Raw genomic sequence first — 18,104 nt, forward strand, 5'->3', positions numbered from 1 at the left:
TGTTTATTAAAAACGAAATATAAGGGTAGTGAATAAGCGTAGATTTCGCCCCGCATGTTTACAAATAAGAAAATAAAACTTAATTAAGTGTAAAATGTTAACTATTGGAATAAAAACATAAATCACCTACTATGAAAAAGTTAAGTTTAATTGCAATGATGGCCGTGGCCGCATTATCATTCCAGGCCTGTAATGGCGGCGCGAAGAGCGGCAGCGGCGATAGCACCGCGGCAGCTACAACAGATACTGCCGACAGTGCTAACAAAGTTAAAGACACCACTACAACCGGCAAAACAGGCATAGCCGTTACTGCCGATGATGCAAAATTTGCTACAGGTGCTGCCAATGCCGGTTTAGCCGAAGTCGCTATCGGTCAGCTGGCCAGCGAAAAGGCTACCAATGCCAAAGTAAAAGAGTTTGCCAAAATGATGGTTACCGACCATACCAAAGCAAACGATGAGTTAATGGCCCTGGCCAAAACCAAAAACATCAGCCTGCCAAGTGCACCTGATGAAGAGCATCAGAAAAAGAAAGCTGACCTGGCTGCAAAATCAGGTGCCGATTTTGATAAAGCTTATGTAGATGCCATGGTTGACGGCCATAAAAAAGTAGCATCGATGTTTGAAGATGCTTCAAAAAATTGCAAAGACCCAGATTTGAAAGCTTGGGCTGCTAAAACATTGCCAACCATTCAACATCACTTAGCCGAAATTGAGGCTATCCAAAAAGGCATGAAATAACAGGCTGTTGATTAAACACCCTTAATGATGGAACGGGCCGGCTGTATTGCAGTTGGCCCGTTTCTATTTTAATTTTTAACACGAATGCTTAGCGTGGAGTACATAATTTAAACGAATTACACGAATTGAAGAAGTGAAACAAGATGGCGTAGAAATTATTTTAACACGAATGCTAAACAAACTGTAAACAATTAAACGAATTACACGAATGATGTCGTAGAGGGGATTTGTGTAATTCGCTAATTCGTAAAAATTCGTGTGAAAATTCTTAACATGAACACATGGTCTGTAGTTTAAATTCGAAAAATTAGTATTCAAATAGGTTTGCATAGCGGCGGGTAATTGAATATTTTTAAAAATCAAGAAACCCCTTTCTGCCGCATGAAAAAATACACCCTCGTTTTGCTGTTGTTAACGGCTTGCCTGCCCTTTGCCAACGCTCAAAAAACAGACGATATCGCTTCCAAAACCAAAAACTATAAAAAGTTTCCGGGTTATTTTGATTTTTATTGGGATGAGGCCGAAGGCAAGATCTACCTTGATGTGGATAAGCTGGATAAAGAGTTCTTATACCTCAATACCCTACCGGCCGGTGTAGGTTCGAACGCCTTGGGGTTGGACAGGGGCAAAATTGGTAACAACCGCATTGTAAAGTTTATTAAAAGCGGCCCTAAAGTATTGCTGGTGCAGCCTAACTATAATTTCAGGGCGGTGAGTAATAATGATGATGAACGGAAATCTGTTCAGGAAGCTTTTGCACAATCAGTGATCTTCGGCTTTAAGGCTGTAGCCCAAAATGGTGATCATGCGCTGATAGACCTTACCCCTTTTTTATTGAACGATAGCCAGAAAATAGCCGATCAGCTAAATGATAGCGGACAAGGCAATTACCAGGCAGATGAAAATTCCTCGGCAGTATATCTGCCCAATACTAAAAACTTTCCTCAAAATTCGGAGTTCGAAGCCATCATCACTTTAAGCGGTAAAGCTCGTGGAGATGAGATCCGTTCGGTTACGCCAGATGCGGATAAGGTTACGGTGCGCATGCACCAATCGTTTATCCAACTGCCGGATGATGGCTATAAAGTACGCAAATTCGATCCACGGTCGGGTTATTTCGATACCGAATATATGGATTTTGCCACCCCTATCAGTGATCCGATAGTGAAACGCTTGTTAATGCGCCATCGCCTGCAAAAGAAAGACCCTTCCGCTGCAATGAGCGAACCGGTTAAGCCGATTGTTTATTATGTAGATCGTGGCGCGCCGGAACTGGTACGCAATGCTCTGATTGAAGGTGCATCATGGTGGAACCAGGCTTTTGAGGCCGCGGGTTATAAAAACGCCTTTAAGGTTGAGGTGTTACCTGCCGATGCCGACCCTATGGATATCCGGTATAATATTATTCAGTGGGTACACCGGTCAATCAGGGGCTGGTCGTACGGCGAAAGTATTGCTGATCCTCGTACCGGCGAGATCATTAAAGGCCAGGTATCCTTAGGTTCCCTGCGCGACAGGCAGGATTTTTTAATTGCCGAGGGGCTGGTGCAGCCTTATGAAGATGGTAAACCGGTAAGCGATAAAATGCTTAAACTGGCTTTGGCCCGCTTAAGGCAGCTTTCGGCGCATGAAGTTGGGCATACGCTTGGCCTGCTGCATAATTTTACAGCCAGTGTAAATGGCCGGGCATCGGTAATGGATTACCCGCCGCCAACCATCACCCTAAAAGCTGATGGTACTATTGATTTAAGTGATGCTTATAAAACCGAAATAGGAGGTTGGGATAAACGTGCCATTTTATACGGTTACCAGGATTTTGCGCCGGGAACGGATGAAGATAAAGCTTTAAAAGAGATCATGAACGAAACCCTGAAACAGGGTTTTCAATACATTAGCGATGAGGATGCCCGCCCCGCAGGCAGCGCCCATCCGCAGGCCCATCTCTGGGATAGCGGTAATAACGCGGCGGATGAATTGAACCGTTTGATGGCGCTTCGCAAGCAAGTGATCAGTAATTTTTCGGAAAAAGCCGTCAGGCAGGATGCGCCAATGGCCACCATCGAAGAGGTTTTGGTGCCGATGTACCTCATCCATCGCTACCAAACTGAAGCTGCCAGCAAAATGTTGGGCGGGCTTTACTATACCTACGCTTTAAAAAACGACGGGCAAACGGTAACCAAATTCGTCCCTCCTGCCGAGCAGTGGAAAGCCTTTAACGCTTTAATGGCCACCTTAAGCCCCGAAGCTTTGGCCCTGCCCGAAAAGCTGATAGAAAAAATCCCACCAAGGCCGGTAGGCTATCCGCGTACACAGGAAACTTTTAAATCACATACCGGGGTAACGTTCGATCCGATGGCTGCCGCCGAATCTGCCGCAGGTGCTACCTTAAATTTTATGCTGCAACCTCAGCGCGCGGCACGTTTGGTTGAATATAATTCGAGAGATAATACCCAGCCGGGCTTATTGCCGGTTTTGAATAAGCTTATCGCCCTCACCTGGCAAACCCCGCAACAAAGCGGATACAAAGGCGAGTTGCAAAGGCTGGTAAACAATTTAACCCTAAAACAATTACTAACTTTAGCTGCCGATGGCTCGGTAGCCGAAAGTGTGCGGGGGATAGCATTATTGCAGATAACCGATCTGAAGGCATGGATGCAGAAGGCTTCTGTAACCGCAACAGGATCAACCAAAGCCAACCTGTTGTTTGGTTTAAGCCAGATAAAACAGTTTGACGGTAACCCGGACAAGTTTAAACCCGCCGCGGCGGTAAGCATGCCCGACGGTTCGCCAATTGGGATGGATGATATGGCCTGCGGAATGTGATGGGCAATTAAAAAAAATATAAAAGACGTCATTGCGAGGTACGAAGCAATCCCCGACTGTACAGAGCGGATTTGCATAGCTCCCCTGCTTATTGGGGATTGCTTCGTACCTCGCAATGACGCCCGGAGAAACAGAATTTACAAACTCCAAGAAGCAGATTGCTTGCATGTAGCTAAATCAAATCCGGCACTTTGAACAACTTAAGAATAATATTAAAACCTATAAAAACGCGATGTCGAAACCTATAGTAACCGGCCTGATGGCCTACGGAATGTCGGGCAGGATTTTTCATGCTCCTTTTTTAACTACCAATCCCGGTTTTACTTTCAAAGCCGTAGTTGAGCGCCACGAAAAAAAGGCCGGTAAAAAATACCCCGATGTAATAAGCTACGATACTGTAGAAGAATTGCTGAATGATGATGAGATAGAACTGATCATTGTAAACACCCCAAACAATACCCACTTTGATTACGCTGTGCAGGCATTAAACGCAGGCAAACACGTGTTCATCGAAAAGCCTGCGGCCGTGACCGTTAGCGAGGTTAAAGCCTTGTATGATCTTGGTCGTAAACTCGACCTGAAAGTAATGGTTTACCAAAACCGCAGGTACGATAGCGGCTTCCTATCCGTAAAAGAAGTGATAGAAAGCGGCCGCCTGGGCGATTTAATGGAAGTACATTTCCGCCTGGATAGGTACCGCATGGCTATCGGCGTTAAAAAGTTTAAAGAGACGGCAGGTGTTCCGGGCAACGGCCTGACTTATGATCTTGGGGCGCACCTGGTTGATAATGCCATCAGCATTTTCGGCCGACCGTTGAGCTATGAGAAAACAACCGCAGCTTATCGGCCCGATTCGCAGGTTGACGATTATTTTAATATCCACCTTAAATATCCCAACCAACTGAATGTATTCCTAACCTCGGGCTTGCTTATTGCCGAGCATACCTATGGCTTTGTGGTACACGGCACCTTAGGTAGCTTTGTAAAAATGCGCACCGATGTACAGGAAGCGCAGCTTGATGCTGATATGATGCCAAACGATGACGGTTTTGGTATTGAACCAGAAGGCAGCGATGGTAAACTGGTACTAATGGGTGCAGACGGACAGAAAACGGTAGAGTGGATCAAGTCACCAAAAGGTAATTATAATGGTATTTTTGATGCCGTATATCATACGGTACGCGAAAATGCGTTATTCCCTGTAACTGAAGAGCACGTTGCCTGGCAGATAGAATTGCTTGAAAGCTAAAAATATTGTAACTATGCTTATTAAACGCCGATTAAAATAATGAAAAAACTGTATTTACTACTTTGTCTTATCGTTGCCGCTGGTTGTAGCCAGGCCCAAACGCCGCCCGCCAACTCGGGGCTTCCGCCATATCACATCCTGACAACCGATAGTGTTTACGTAACCCCGGCTAACCTTAAAAAGAACAAGCCGGTAATGGTGATCTATTTCTCGCCTGATTGCGGTCACTGCCAGCACCTGATGTACGATCTGAAACCGGAGCTGCCTAAAATGAAAGACGTGCAGATAGTGATGATCACCTTTATGCCGATGCTAAAAGGGATCCAAACTTTTCAGCGCGATTTTGATCTGGCCAAGTACCATAACATAACCATCGGTACTGAGGGCTATACCTATCTGGTGCAAAAGTTTTACCACGTACAAACCACGCCTTATATCGCCCTTTATGATAAATATGGTAAACTGGTGCAGGCCTATGATAAAGTACCGAAAATTCCGGTGCTGATGGAGGCTGTGAAGAAGGTTTAAATATACTTTAGATATTGACAAAGCCGGTTAAGCGATAAGTTTAACCGGCTTTGTTGTTTTAGATCCGCTCATCCTAAAAAAAGTATGTCATTTCGACGAACTGCGGGTTGGAAAGTGCGGGCGAGTGAGGAGAAATCTTGTACGCTGTGCTTCTACGAATGCATAGCCCCTTTGTCGGGCGTACAAGATTTCTCTTTCGCCCCGGCACGCTATCCCGCCCTGCTCTATCGAAATGACAAATTGGGGTTAAAAGCATGCTTTAGCCATCACCGTAATCACCAAAATCAAAACCATCCACCGAACAAAAAAATCAACCGTAATAACTACCTTTGCGCCCATATTTAAGTTGACGATGAAGAATACCGCATTAACCGAAACCCACATAAAAGCGGGTGCCAAAATGGTTCCGTTTGCAGGGTACAATATGCCCGTGCAATACGTGGGCATTAACGCCGAGCATGAAACCGTACGCAAAGCCGTTGGCGTTTTTGATGTAAGCCACATGGGCGAGTTTATTTTAAAGGGCGAGAACGCACTCGACCTGATACAACGCGTTACCAGCAACGATGCATCAAAGCTATACGATGGCAAAGTTCAATACTCATGCCTGCCAAATGAAGACGGCGGTATTGTTGACGACCTGCTGGTTTACCGTATTGACGATAAAACCTACATGCTGGTAGTTAACGCATCAAACATCGATAAAGACTGGGACTGGATCAGCAAGTACAACACCAAGGGCGTAGATATGAAAAACATATCAGATCGCACTTCGCTGTTGGCCATTCAAGGCCCTAAAGCAGCCGAAGCACTGCAAAGCCTTACCGATACCGACCTGGTATCTATGGAGTATTACACGTTTACCAAAGGTACATTTGCCGGTGTTGATAATGTAGTAATATCGGCAACGGGCTACACAGGCGCGGGCGGTTTCGAGATCTACTTCGAAAACCAATACGCCGACCAGATCTGGGATGCGATCTTCAAAGCAGGCGAACCTTTCGGTATTAAACCAATTGGCTTAGGCGCGCGTGATACCTTGCGTTTGGAAATGGGTTTCTGCCTGTACGGTAATGATATTGACGATACCACATCGCCGCTTGAGGCCGGTTTAGGCTGGGTAACCAAATTCAATAAAGAATTTACCAATGCCGAAGCTCTGCAAGCCCAGAAACAAGCAGGTGTAAGCCGCAAACTGGTAGGTTTTGAAATGATCGATCGCGGTATCCCCCGTCATGATTACCCTATTGTTGACGCCGATGGCAACAGCATTGGTAAAGTAACTTCGGGTACACAATCTCCATCGTTGCAAAAAGCTATCGGGATGGGTTATGTGGATACCACTTTCGCTAAAGAAGGTACCGAGATTTACATCAGTATCAGGGATAATAAGATCAAGGCGAAGATTGTAAAACCGCCGTTTTATAAATAAATAGGTCATTTCCTTCGGGTCATTGGTCATTAAGTCATTTTTTTATCGGCTTAACCAATGACCTGATGACTCAATGACCTAATGACCGATCACAATGAAAAAAAGTTTACACGTTTGCCTTACCCCTGCGCTATTGCCACTTTTTAACGTGGAAGATTACATCGTAGTGGTTATTGATATTTTCAGGGCAACATCATCTATATGTTATGGTATTGAAAACGGTGCTGAGGCTATTATCCCGGTATCACAGGTTGAGGAGTGTGCCGCGTATAGAGAGAAAGGGCTGGATTACCTTCTCGCCGCCGAGCGCGACGGATCGGTAGTTGAAGGCTTTGATTTTGGTAATTCGCCATTTTCATATACTAAAGAAAAGGTTGATGGTAAAACCATTGTGCTAACCACAACCAACGGTACACACGCGCTGCACTTATCGCGCGCCGCTAAAAAAATAGCGATCGGTTCGTTCCTGAACCTTACATCGTTAAGCAACTGGCTTAAAACGCAAAACGAAAACATCCTGCTGGTATGCGCCGGCTGGAAAAACAATTTTAACCTGGAGGATACCCTGTTTGCAGGTGCCGTGGTTGAGCAACTAAAGGATAACGGTTTTGTGCTGGATGATGCCGCCATTGCCGCTAACGACCTGTTCCAGATAGGTAAAAACGATATCACTCAATACCTTAAAAAAACCTCGCACGGCGAAAGGTTGAAGAAGTTAGGGATAGAGAAAGATATTGAGTTTTGCTTGCAGATAGATTTGACAACGGCTATCCCGGTTTTGGAGGGAGATAAGTTAGTGAAGTTGGGTTAGAAAATATCTCCCATCGTCATTGCGAGGAACGAAGCAATCGCACGGAAGCATATTCGCCCTGTATAGTTCGCGATTGCTTCATGCCTCGCAATGACGTTCTTAATTAACCTATTTTCTCACCCTAAAAAACGGCACATTCTCGCCATACCAAAACACCGAACCATCACGTACAAAACCCGCTTTTATCAACACCTTTTGCGATGCCACGTTTTCGGGGTGGGTAACCGCGCAGATCTCGTTCAATCCTACTTTATTTAACCCGTAGTTGATCAGCGCTTCGGCCAGTTCGGTTGCTATGCCTTGCCCCCAGTATTTGAAGTGCAGGCGGTAGCCCAGTTCAATGTGATTGCGGTCGTAATCGCTGGGTTTCATGATGCATACGCCTATGAAATCATTGTCGGCTACATTGAAAATTCCCCAGCGGCCAAGTCCTGTTTTGTTCTTGTAATCTTTCAGGGTATCCTTAAAAACCTGTTTGCTTTCTTCCGGGGTACGCTTTTTTACATATTGTGTGAGGCGGTCGTCGGCATCTATCAGCATAGAAAGTTCCTCATCATCGGGGGTAAATTCGCGGATCAGCAGGCGGTGCGTTTGTGTGATAATACTCATAGGTAACCAAAAGTAAATTTTTTGAATGGTTGTTGCACACGGCTTAGGTAAAATGCGTGTCAATTAATGAGAAAATGATGTGATCTGGTTGCTCTAACCGTAGCGTAATTAGGCATAAAACCCTCATTTACCGTTTAAATTTTATACCTTGCATATCTTACATACAAGATATAGTGACTTTTCAGGATTTTAATTTTAACGAGCAGTTGTTTGAAGGTGTAGAGAGCATGGGGTTCACCACACCAACTCCTATACAGGCTATGGCCATCCCTACCATTATGGAAGGCAAGGATTTAATAGCCTGCGCACAAACAGGCACCGGTAAAACCGGCGCTTACCTGTTGCCGGTGCTCAACGCAATTAGCCAGGGCAATAAACACCATACCAACGCGCTGATTTTAGCCCCTACCCGCGAGCTTGCCCAACAGATAGATCAACAGGTTGAAGGTCTTGCTTATTTTACAGGCATCAGTTCGATTGCTGTTTTTGGCGGCGGCGATGGTATTGTTTATGAACAGCAACGCCGTGGCATCCAGAATAATGTAAACATCATTGTGGCAACCCCCGGCAGGCTTATCGCCCACCTTACTTCGGGCGTGCTGAAGCTTAGTCATCTTACCCATTTGGTATTGGATGAGGCTGACCGCATGCTGGATATGGGTTTTTCGGATGATATTATGCGGATCATCAGCTATCTGCCTAAGGAGCGTCAAACATTGCTGTTTTCGGCCACTATGCCGGGCCGCATCCGTTCGTTAGCCAAAGCTATTTTAAAAGATCCTGAACAGATCAATATCGCTATTTCACAACCGGCTGTTGGTATCGATCAGCAGGTGTACCGTGCACATGATCAGCAGAAAACGCCGTTGGTTCAGCACATCCTTAAAGATTCGGCTTTTACCAGCATCATCATTTTCGCATCCCGCAAGGAAATTGTTAAATCATTATACAAAGAACTTAAGGCCATCAAGATCAATGCCATGGCATTCCACTCCGATCTGGAGCAGAAAGAGCGTGAAGAGATCCTGCTGAAGTTCAAGAATAAACTACTTCCCGTTATTATCGGTACCGATGCTCTTTCGCGTGGTATTGATGTTGAGGGCATCGACCTGGTAATTAACTATGATGTTCCCGGCGATCCGGAAGATTATATCCACCGCATAGGCCGTACAGCGCGCGCTGCTACTACCGGTACTGCCATCACTTTTGTAAACCACCGCGACGAGCGTAAGCTGAAAAACATCGAAAAGCTGATCGAAAAACCGATCAGGCTGATGGACCTTCCTGACGAATTGGCTTCCATACAACCACTAAAACCCGAGCAATCACAAGGTGGCGGAGGCGACAATAAGCGTAAGCCAAACCGCCGTTGGGGTAAAAAGAAACCAAAACAGCAGAATACGGGTAACTCGAAGCCATAGGCGAGAGTTGAAAAAATATTGAAGGCGTCATTGCGAGGTACGAAGCAATCCCCAATTAGCAGGTCCACCCTGTATAGTTCGCGATTGCTTTCCTGAAATAAATTCGGGACAAGCTGTACCTTATAATGACGTCTTTTTGTTTTACTTCGAAAAAGTAATTTCTGATTTTACTAAAACGTTTTATCGATTTTAATATCTTAGAACCCAAAATCATTCCCAATGCATATTCCTAAAAAAATCACTTTCCTGCTCGGTGTTGGTTTGGCATTATTACCGTTTGCTAATAAAGCTTCAGCTCAGGATAAAAAAACATCAGGCAACCCCATTTTTGAAGGCTGGTACGCCGACCCGGAAGCCAAAATTTTCAATAAGCAATACTGGGTATACCCTACCTATTCGGCCAAATACAACGATCAGATATTCATGGATGCGTTTTCATCGCCCGACCTGGTACATTGGACAAAGCACCCGCACATCATTGATACCGCGGCTGTAAAATGGGCTAAACGCGCTATGTGGGCACCAGCAGTAACTGACAAAGATGGCAAATATTACATCTTTTTCGGTGCAAATGATATCCAGAACAACAACGAAGTTGGCGGTATAGGCGTAGCTGTTGGCGATAAACCCGAAGGTCCGTTTAAAGACCTGTTAGGCAAACCATTGATAGGCCAGATCATTAATAAAGCCCAACCTATTGATCAGTTTGTTTTTAAAGATGATGACGGCCAGTACTACATGATTTACGGTGGCTGGGGACAATGTAACATCGTAAAACTGAAAAACGATTTTACCGGCGTAGTGCCATTTGAAAACGGCGAAACTTATAAGCTGATCACCCCGAAAGATTACGTGGAAGGCCCTGTAATGTTTAAACGCAAAGGCAAATACTATTTTATGTGGAGCGAAGGGGGCTGGACTGGTCCGGATTACCGCGTGGCCTATGCTATTGGCGATTCGCCGTTTGGGCCGTTTAACCGCATTGGTACTATACTGAAACAGGATGCCAGCATTGCTACAGGCGCAGGTCACCACTCCATGATCCAGGTGCCAGGTAAGGATGAATGGTATATTGTTTACCACCGCCGCCCCCTTACCGAAACTGATGGCAACCATAGAGTTACCTGTATCGATAAGATCTATTTTGATAAGGATGGAAAGATCCTGCCGGTAAAGATCACCAATGAAGGTGTAACGGCAAGGAAGATTAAGTAAGCGCATTTTTCTTTACTCGTCATTGCGAGGTACGAAGCAATCGCACGGAAGCAGGGCAGCCCTGTATAGTTCGCGATTGCTTCGCGCCTCGCAATGACGTGGTGGTGAACAGTTGACTTTCCCTCTTTTCCCCCTAAAAGGGTGACGGTAATTCCCCTTGATATTTAGTATCTTAAGCCGTTTAATTGACTGACAAACCCTTTATCATTATGACCCGATCTTTTTGCAGGGCCTTAGTAGTAGTACTTGCCCTTTGCGGTAGCAGCCGCACCTTCGCGCAAACCGCCCAAAACTTACCCACTGATTATTTAAGCAAAGAATTTCATGCCGGAAGGCGACAAGCCCTTCGCGATTTGATGCCCGCCAACTCGGTAACGGTACTGTTTTCCTTTCCTGAGCAGGTTTTCGCTAACGACGTAAACTATGTTTACCACCCTAACCCCGATCTGTATTACTTTTCGGGATACAAAGAGCCTAACGCGGTGCTTTTAGTATTTAAAGATATGCAGGCCGATGGCGATAGCAGCTATAATGAAGTTCTGTTTGTACGCCAGCGTAATGCCGCCCGCGAACAGTGGACTGGTCGCCGGTTAGGGGTTGATGGTGCTAAATCGCAATTGGGCTTCAAGCGCGTTTACAATAGCGATGACTTCGCCAAATTTCCTATCGATTTTAAAAAATTCAGTAATGTATATTACGACAACCTACCTGAGGATGTTACAGGCGATGGATCTGCCGGTGAACTTAAAAAACTAATAGCAGCTTTTAAAAGTAAGCTGGGCATTCCTGATGTTGATAGACAGGCTTTAAGCGATATGATCATTATTGCTAACCGTACAACACCTCAAAATCTTGCACGTATGGTTACCTTTTTTAAAGCTCGGTATAGTGATTTAAGCAAGGCAAGCCCTATGGTGCAGGAGTTATTAGCCAAACCCGATTCCGTTACCCTGGCAGCAGTTAAAAGCAAAATTGGTAATACAATAAGTGGAACATGGGGATTTAACACATTTACTACCAAGCTTCGCGGTGTAAAAACGCCGGAAGAGATAGCGGTATTGAAAAAAGCCATCCAGATCTCAAGCCTTGCGCACCTGGAAGTAATGAGAGCCGTTAAACCATCTATGAGCGAACGTGAGGTGGAAGGCATCATGATGTACGTTCACAAGCGTTACGGTGCCGAAGATGAAGGCTATCCGCCAATTGTTGGCGCTGGTGGCAATGGCTGTATCCTGCACTACGAAGAAAACTCGGCCACTAAATTAGATAACCAGTTACTGCTGATGGATGTTGGTGCCGAATACCACGGCTACTCTGCCGATGTAACCCGTACGGTACCGGCCAACGGCAAATTCAGCGAAGAGCAGAAAGCTATTTACCAACTGGTTTATGATGCCCAGGAAGAGGTTTTTAAACTGTGCAAAGCAGGTGTGCCTTACGCCAGCCTGGAGCAAAAAACAGCTGAGGTATTATCGGCCGGGCTGATCAAATTAGGTATTATTAAAGATGCTTCGGAAGTACGCAAATACTACCCTCACGGAGTTTCGCACCATTTGGGGCTTGATGTGCATGATAAAGGCGGTAGAGGTAATTTGGAGGAGAATATGGTGATCACTGTTGAGCCCGGTATCTACATTCCGGCTGGTAGTCCATGCGATAAAAAATGGTGGAATATTGGTGTGCGTATTGAAGATGATGTGCAAATAGGTAAAGATGGTGGTACCAATTTATCTATCGACGCGCCGCGTAAATGGCAGGATGTAGAGAAGGCCGCTACCGAGAAAAGTATTTTTGAAGCGGCTAAGTTTCCGGCTTTGAAGTAGGTACTAAAATAGAATAACAACACTGCCGCTCGGCTCCAGCCGAGTGGCGACTACCCGGTAGGCCTCTGGCCTACTACTGTTTACTACGGCGGCGAGACGCCGCAAAGTAGCTGACACTCGGCTGGAGCCGAGCGACTAAAACGGAGATAATGAAAAAGCCTTTCGGAACTTATCCGAAAGGCTTTTTCATTATGTGAGTATCTTTACTTCTTTATCCTGCTCTTCAACTCAGCCAACGGCATGGTAACCATACGGCCAATTGGTTTTTTACCACGATAAGTGATCACCCGTAATAAAGTGGCATCCTTAGGTGCATCTATTGGTGTGGTGTATTTAGGGTAAAACCTATCCGGGAACGAGTTATCAAAACTATAATAAGTATCCAACCCGTTCACCTCGTTAGTAAGCGTTATTTTCAATGTGCTATCCGCATTCAAGGTAGCATTGAAAGATGGATCGTAAGCACTTGGAGCGATTTTAGTTTCGGCCTCATCAAACCGTGGGAAATGTTTTTCAACACGACTAAAGAAACCATCCCAATTTTTAGGCCCCTTAGCTGACCATACGTTTTCGGCAACTGCCATACCGCGTGGCCAGGTCATGTATTCGGCCTGGCGGATGTTGTACACCTGCTCTGTCCAAAGGTTGGCTTGTCCGCCTTTGATGAGGCGGGCATCAACGCTATCTGGCACCGGCTCCCATGAGTAGGTTTTGCTTAGGCGCAGGGTTGCATAGATCTTAGTTTCGTTTACACGATCGCTTTGCATGTAGTCAAGATAAGCGAATGTTGTAGGGCTCATCACCACCTCATGACCGGCTTTGGCAGCTGTGATACCGCCCTGAATACCTCTCCAGCTCATTACAGCCGCGTTAGGGCCAAGGCCACCTTCAATGATCTCGTCCCAACCCATAAACTTTTTGCCTTTCGACTCAACAATTTTTTCCAAACGCTTTTCAAAATAGGCCTGTACCTCGCTCATCGTTTTGAGGTTTTCTTTAGCCATCAGCGCTTTGATCGCATCGCTTTGCTCCCAGAAGTTTTTAGCACATTCATCGCCACCTAAATGGATATAGCCGAAAGGAAACAGTTGGGCAACCTCGGTAACCACCTTATCTAAAAAAGTATAAACAGCTTCGTTGGCCGGGCAAAGGGTGTTATCAACAATAGCACGGTTATGCGGGCCGCTCCAGTCCATAAAAGGCTCGCCCGAGTTTACTACATATTTATCGGCACCGGGGGTACATGAAAGCTCTGGATAGGCAACCACGGCGGCAAGACTATGGCCGGGAACATCAATTTCGGGCAGGATGTTTACAAAGCGGTCTTTAGCGTATTGCACCAGTTCTTTAATGTCGTCCTGTGTATAGAAACCGCCGTAGGTACGTGGCTCATCGGCAGCCGGTGGGGTAAAAGTACCAAACTGACCAACTTTTTTTACGTTGTGCGATCCTACTTCGGTTAACCTTGGCAGGCTTTTAATTTCAACGCGCCAGCCTTCATCGTCGGTTAGGTGCAAGTGCAGTAGATTGAATTTATACTTAACCATGGCATCAATGTATTGCTTAACCTCGGCCTTGGTAAAAAAGTGACGCGCTACATCAAACATCAAACCTCTCCAGGCAAAACGCGGATAATCAGTAATTTCAACCGCCGGTGCAGCCCAGATTACGCCTTTAGCAACCTCAAGGCCTTCAACTTCTTTAGGCAACAGCTGGAAAAATGTTTGTACACCATAAAACAAGCCGGCAGCGTCATTAGCGCGGATCACCACTTTTTTAGGTGTTACCGATAGTTTATACCCCTCGGTTTTGATCAGCGTATCGGCAGTTTTATTCAACACAAGCCTGATAGGCGCGGTTGGCGCGACACTTTTTACGGTGATAAAAGCCCCGGTTGACGTAGAAAGCTTTCTTTTAAGATAAGCGGTAACGTTAGCTACATCGGCCGAAGATGCCGCTTCAACCACAATGGTTTTAGGCAGCACAAACTGCCCCGTAGTTTGCGTAACCTTTACCGGTTGCGGAATAAGCGCGAGTGCAGGCTTGCTTACTTGCGCAACCGATACAAAATGCGCCACGCATCCGCAGAGCAATAAGGATAATTTCTTCATAAAAAACTATTTAGTTATGTTTTGAACTGGATGTATGCAAATTAAACTTTTTAAATAAAATTAAAAAGTTATGAGAGGTATTTTTGACCGTTGATTTTTTTAATTACGTTGATTTCGCTGATTGGCCTTATTGTCTGAACTCGAATTTTCAAAAATTTAAAGAATAGCCGGAATGCTAAGCAACTTCCATAAATTGATATAATTCCTTAAAATTCGAGTTCAGACAAAATCCTGCGCATCCAACCAATCCACCCAAATCACGGTTCAGACATCACACCCTGATATAAATATTCTTCTTATCCAACAAATAAGCCACCAACCAGCAAACCAGCATAAAGCTTATCGCAAACAGCAATGAGCCTATTGGTCCCGGCGCTATCACCTGGTAAAAAACATTGTTGATCCAATCTACAGCGTTTGTGCCACTGATGATGATCATGCTCACCGGGATCAGCAGGATCTCCGATAGTACGTAAACCGGCAGCGGGTTTTTACCCATGGTAGTGAAAAATTTGGCCCAGTTACCTTTGTTCCAGTTGTTGATCTCTAAGGCGTAGATCAAAGCCGAAAGGATCACCAGATCAAGCCCGGTGGTTACCAGTACAAACGAGCTTGTCCACAGTTTTTTGTTGATGGGGAAAACCATATTCCAGCATAGGGCCAGGAAAATGAACAGGCAACCGGTTAGCAGCAGCTTGGTTGTGGTATCATATCCTTTGCCTTTTTGCTGCACAAATTTGCCGGCGTAATAGCCAACCACTACGTTAACTATAGCTGGCAGGGTACTTAGCACGCCTTCGGGATCGAACGGAATACCCTCACCATGATACAGGTGTTTATCGCCAAATAAAAATTTATCGAGGTAAATGCCTGCGTTACCTGTCATGCTTAGCGGATCGGTTGGATTGCTATAGATGAGCAGCAGAACCCAGTAGAGTACTAAGAATAATATCGACAGAATAATAACTGTGCGCTTGGCCAGAAAATGGATCATGAGCGAGGCAAAGCAATAGCACAAGGCTATACGCTGCAAAACGCCCATAATGCGGGTAGTGTCAATAGGTTTCCAATGGAAGCCGCCATTCATCGAAAAGAACGGGAACCAGTACATCAGGTAGCCTATCAAAAATATGAGCAGCGTACGCCTGAAAATTTTGCTTAACACGGCCGCGTTACCAATTTCCTGGTAGCGTTTCATCGAAAAGCTCATGGCATTGCCTACGGCAAATAAAAACGAAGGGAAAACAAGATCTGTTGGGGTGAAGCCGTGCCAGGCGGCATGTTCAAGCGGCGAAAAGGGCGCTGCCCCGCTGCCAGGCGTGTTAACAATGATCATGAAACACAAGGTCATGCCACGAAACACATCCAGCGATAAAAACCGCGATGATGATTTATCCATAAAAGGGTTAAAATGAGTTTATAATCAGCTTAAAAAAAGCAGGGATGTTAAGGCAAGATAATAAACGTATCGGAGAAAACAAGTTCCTCCGATACGTTATAGCATTCGGCTTTAAGCCTTTCGCTTTCAGCTTTTAATTAATGGTAGCCCGGATTTTGTTTCAAAACAGGTGACCCTCCTTTTACGCTTAGGTCAATTTCCCTTTGCGGTATAGGATAATATTCGTTTTTGCCTTTCAAAAATTTGCCGCCCTTAACATCGTTGGTTTGCGTGCTTTGAAAAGCGATATAGGCGTTAAGCTCGGTATCTGCAATACCCCAGCGCACCAGGTCAAAAAAGCGGTGACCTTCCATAGCCAGTTCAATTTTGCGCTCGAAGTATATAGCTTTCAATGCAAAATCTTTACTCGCAAAAGCGCCACCCAAATATGGGCTTACTTTGTAATTAGCGGCAGGCTCATCGGTAAAGCCGCCTGTTGGGTCTTCATCATCAATGTATTTATGTACAAAACCTTCGGGGTTGGCGGCGCGGTTACGTACCTGGTTCACGTAGCCCTCGGCTTTATCAAGGCTTCCAACCTGTGCCTCAACTTCGGCTGCCATCAGTAGTACGTCGGCATAACGGATAATGTTGTAATTGATACCAGAACCCGGCGCCCACGATGTATTATCGCCATTGGTTTCCTGCTCGGCCTGGCCATAAACGTTTTTAAGCGGCGAGTACGGACCTGCATAAGCCTGATCGCGGATCCAGTCAGAACCTGGGTGCAAACCCCAATCAAGATATGGGATACCACGGCGGCCGGCTGTCCAGTCTAACCTCGGATCGATAGTGCCGGCATCAGGTGTAAAGCTTTTTGATGATGCTACGTTCATGTCGGTTTTAAGGGCGTGGCTGTTATAATCGTCAAGGTAAGGCAAGCCGGTTGTTGGGTTGGTGCGGAAGTGGTTGGCCAGATCAACAGATGGCTGGTAAAAACCACAGCAGCTAAACGGACTGCTGTTACCGTATGGGAAATTCAGCATGTCGCCGTTATTAGCTTGCGATGGGCCATTAGGATCGGCATTGGCCGCGGCCTGCACAGCAAATACAGATTCGGCGCTGTTGTTAGTTGCCGTGCGGAAGTTATCATTAAACTTGGCATTAAGCGCGTATTTTTTGCCATTGGCTGTTACGCCCTGTGCTATCACCGCATCAAAAATTGGCTTGGCATCGGTGTATTTATGCTCAAAAAGATAGGTTTTGGCAAGGTATGCGCCAGCGGCCCATTTATTAGCACGGCCTGCATCTGGCTGTGTGCCGGGTAAATTGGCATAAGCGTATTTAAAATCATCCTCTATCTTCGCCCATACATCAACACCTGAATTAGGCAGGTTAATTTCAGTGCTGGTTTCATCAAGATATGGAACGTTGTTAAACATCTTTTTCAAATCGAAATAGTAGTGTGCCCTCAAAAACCGTGTTTGTGCCAACAGGTTTGTTTTGGCAGCATCGGTTATTTTAGGGATGCTCATGATTGATTTGATGGTGTTATTGCAACGCGAAACGCCTTCATAATCGGCTTTCCATTTCGAGTCGAAAAAGGTATTGCTACCGTCCGAGTTGTATTTCATGATCGGCTCGATAGGTGTCTGATCACCAGCCACACTGCCTTTGGATGCATCACCGCCGGCAACACCGCCATAGATCCAATTGTCTGGTGCTGCTTCCCACGCGCCGCCGCCGCCAATAGCGGCGTCGCCGCCTTGCTGCCCGTCAAGCACGGCATAAGCGCCAATCAATAATTGGTTCGCCCCTTCTTCGGTTTGTAAAAACTGTGGCTCAAGTGCGCCGGTTAGCGGTTTATCTAAATATGATTTTTTACACGCGCCAAGTGCCAGTGTACCCAGCAGTATCGTTGTGATATGTTTTAAAGCTTTCATCGTAATCCTCCTTGAATAATC

The 18,104-nt window shown here is 45.6% G+C and carries 13 protein-coding genes; 9 read left to right on the forward strand and 4 right to left on the reverse strand.

All coding sequences use genetic code 11. The annotated features are described in order from the left end of the window. The first annotated feature begins 131 nt into the window (after positions 1-131). The 6 genes from AAFN85_RS17600 (at position 132) to AAFN85_RS17625 (ending at position 7,583) form a co-directional block, all read left to right on the forward strand. Positions 132-740 carry a DUF4142 domain-containing protein gene (locus AAFN85_RS17600; protein ID WP_347528921.1) on the forward strand — a complete coding sequence of 203 codons (609 nt, stop codon included), beginning with the start codon at positions 132-134 and terminating at the stop codon, positions 738-740. A 381-nt stretch (positions 741-1,121) separates the two neighbouring features. After that, positions 1,122-3,563: a zinc-dependent metalloprotease gene (locus AAFN85_RS17605; RefSeq protein WP_347528922.1), complete on the forward strand. Its 2,442-nt coding sequence runs from the start codon at positions 1,122-1,124 to the stop codon at positions 3,561-3,563. 232 nt (positions 3,564-3,795) lie between these two features. Next, a complete protein-coding gene (locus tag AAFN85_RS17610) occupies positions 3,796-4,812 on the forward strand; it encodes a Gfo/Idh/MocA family oxidoreductase (protein ID WP_347528923.1) in 1,017 nt (338 codons plus the stop codon). 39 nt (positions 4,813-4,851) lie between these two features. Next, on the forward strand, positions 4,852-5,340 hold the full coding sequence (locus tag AAFN85_RS17615; protein WP_347528924.1) for a thioredoxin fold domain-containing protein: 489 nt from the start codon (positions 4,852-4,854) through the stop codon (positions 5,338-5,340). A gap of 352 nt (positions 5,341-5,692) precedes the next feature. After that, positions 5,693-6,772 carry a glycine cleavage system aminomethyltransferase GcvT gene (gene gcvT, locus AAFN85_RS17620; RefSeq protein ID WP_347528925.1) on the forward strand — a complete coding sequence of 360 codons (1,080 nt, stop codon included), beginning with the start codon at positions 5,693-5,695 and terminating at the stop codon, positions 6,770-6,772. 94 nt (positions 6,773-6,866) lie between these two features. Continuing rightward, the gene (locus AAFN85_RS17625) at positions 6,867-7,583 is read left to right on the forward strand and encodes a 2-phosphosulfolactate phosphatase (protein ID WP_347528926.1); all 717 of its coding nucleotides are present in this window, start codon (positions 6,867-6,869) and stop codon (positions 7,581-7,583) included. Positions 7,584-7,691: 108 nt separating this feature from the next. On the opposite strand, the gene AAFN85_RS17630 is transcribed toward AAFN85_RS17625, so the two are convergent. After that, on the reverse strand, positions 7,692-8,192 hold the full coding sequence (locus AAFN85_RS17630; protein ID WP_347528927.1) for a GNAT family N-acetyltransferase: 501 nt from the start codon (positions 8,190-8,192) through the stop codon (positions 7,692-7,694). 173 nt (positions 8,193-8,365) lie between these two features. Here AAFN85_RS17630 and AAFN85_RS17635 point away from each other — a divergent pair, with 173 nt between their 5' ends. From AAFN85_RS17635 to AAFN85_RS17645, 3 genes are all read left to right on the forward strand, one after another. Continuing rightward, positions 8,366-9,613: a DEAD/DEAH box helicase gene (locus AAFN85_RS17635; RefSeq protein WP_347528928.1), complete on the forward strand. Its 1,248-nt coding sequence runs from the start codon at positions 8,366-8,368 to the stop codon at positions 9,611-9,613. Between the two features lie 219 nt (positions 9,614-9,832). Further along, positions 9,833-10,828, forward strand: coding sequence for a glycoside hydrolase family 43 protein (locus tag AAFN85_RS17640; protein WP_347528929.1), 996 nt, complete (start codon positions 9,833-9,835; stop codon positions 10,826-10,828). A 209-nt stretch (positions 10,829-11,037) separates the two neighbouring features. Further along, positions 11,038-12,651, forward strand: coding sequence for an aminopeptidase P N-terminal domain-containing protein (locus tag AAFN85_RS17645; RefSeq protein WP_347528930.1), 1,614 nt, complete (start codon positions 11,038-11,040; stop codon positions 12,649-12,651). A gap of 203 nt (positions 12,652-12,854) precedes the next feature. On the opposite strand, the gene AAFN85_RS17650 is transcribed toward AAFN85_RS17645, so the two are convergent. The 3 genes from AAFN85_RS17650 to AAFN85_RS17660 all read right to left on the reverse strand — a co-directional run bounded on the left by AAFN85_RS17650 (position 12,855) and on the right by AAFN85_RS17660 (position 18,083). After that, positions 12,855-14,762, reverse strand: coding sequence for a family 20 glycosylhydrolase (locus tag AAFN85_RS17650; protein WP_347528931.1), 1,908 nt, complete (start codon positions 14,760-14,762; stop codon positions 12,855-12,857). A gap of 271 nt (positions 14,763-15,033) precedes the next feature. After that, complete coding sequence (locus AAFN85_RS17655; RefSeq protein ID WP_347528932.1) at positions 15,034-16,161, reverse strand: heparan-alpha-glucosaminide N-acetyltransferase domain-containing protein; 1,128 nt, start codon at positions 16,159-16,161, stop codon at positions 15,034-15,036. Between the two features lie 137 nt (positions 16,162-16,298). Then, positions 16,299-18,083 carry a RagB/SusD family nutrient uptake outer membrane protein gene (locus AAFN85_RS17660; protein ID WP_347528933.1) on the reverse strand — a complete coding sequence of 595 codons (1,785 nt, stop codon included), beginning with the start codon at positions 18,081-18,083 and terminating at the stop codon, positions 16,299-16,301. Positions 18,084-18,104 lie beyond the last annotated feature (21 nt).

The sequence above is a fragment of the Mucilaginibacter sp. CAU 1740 genome (assembly GCF_039839285.1).
Classification (GTDB): domain Bacteria; phylum Bacteroidota; class Bacteroidia; order Sphingobacteriales; family Sphingobacteriaceae; genus Mucilaginibacter.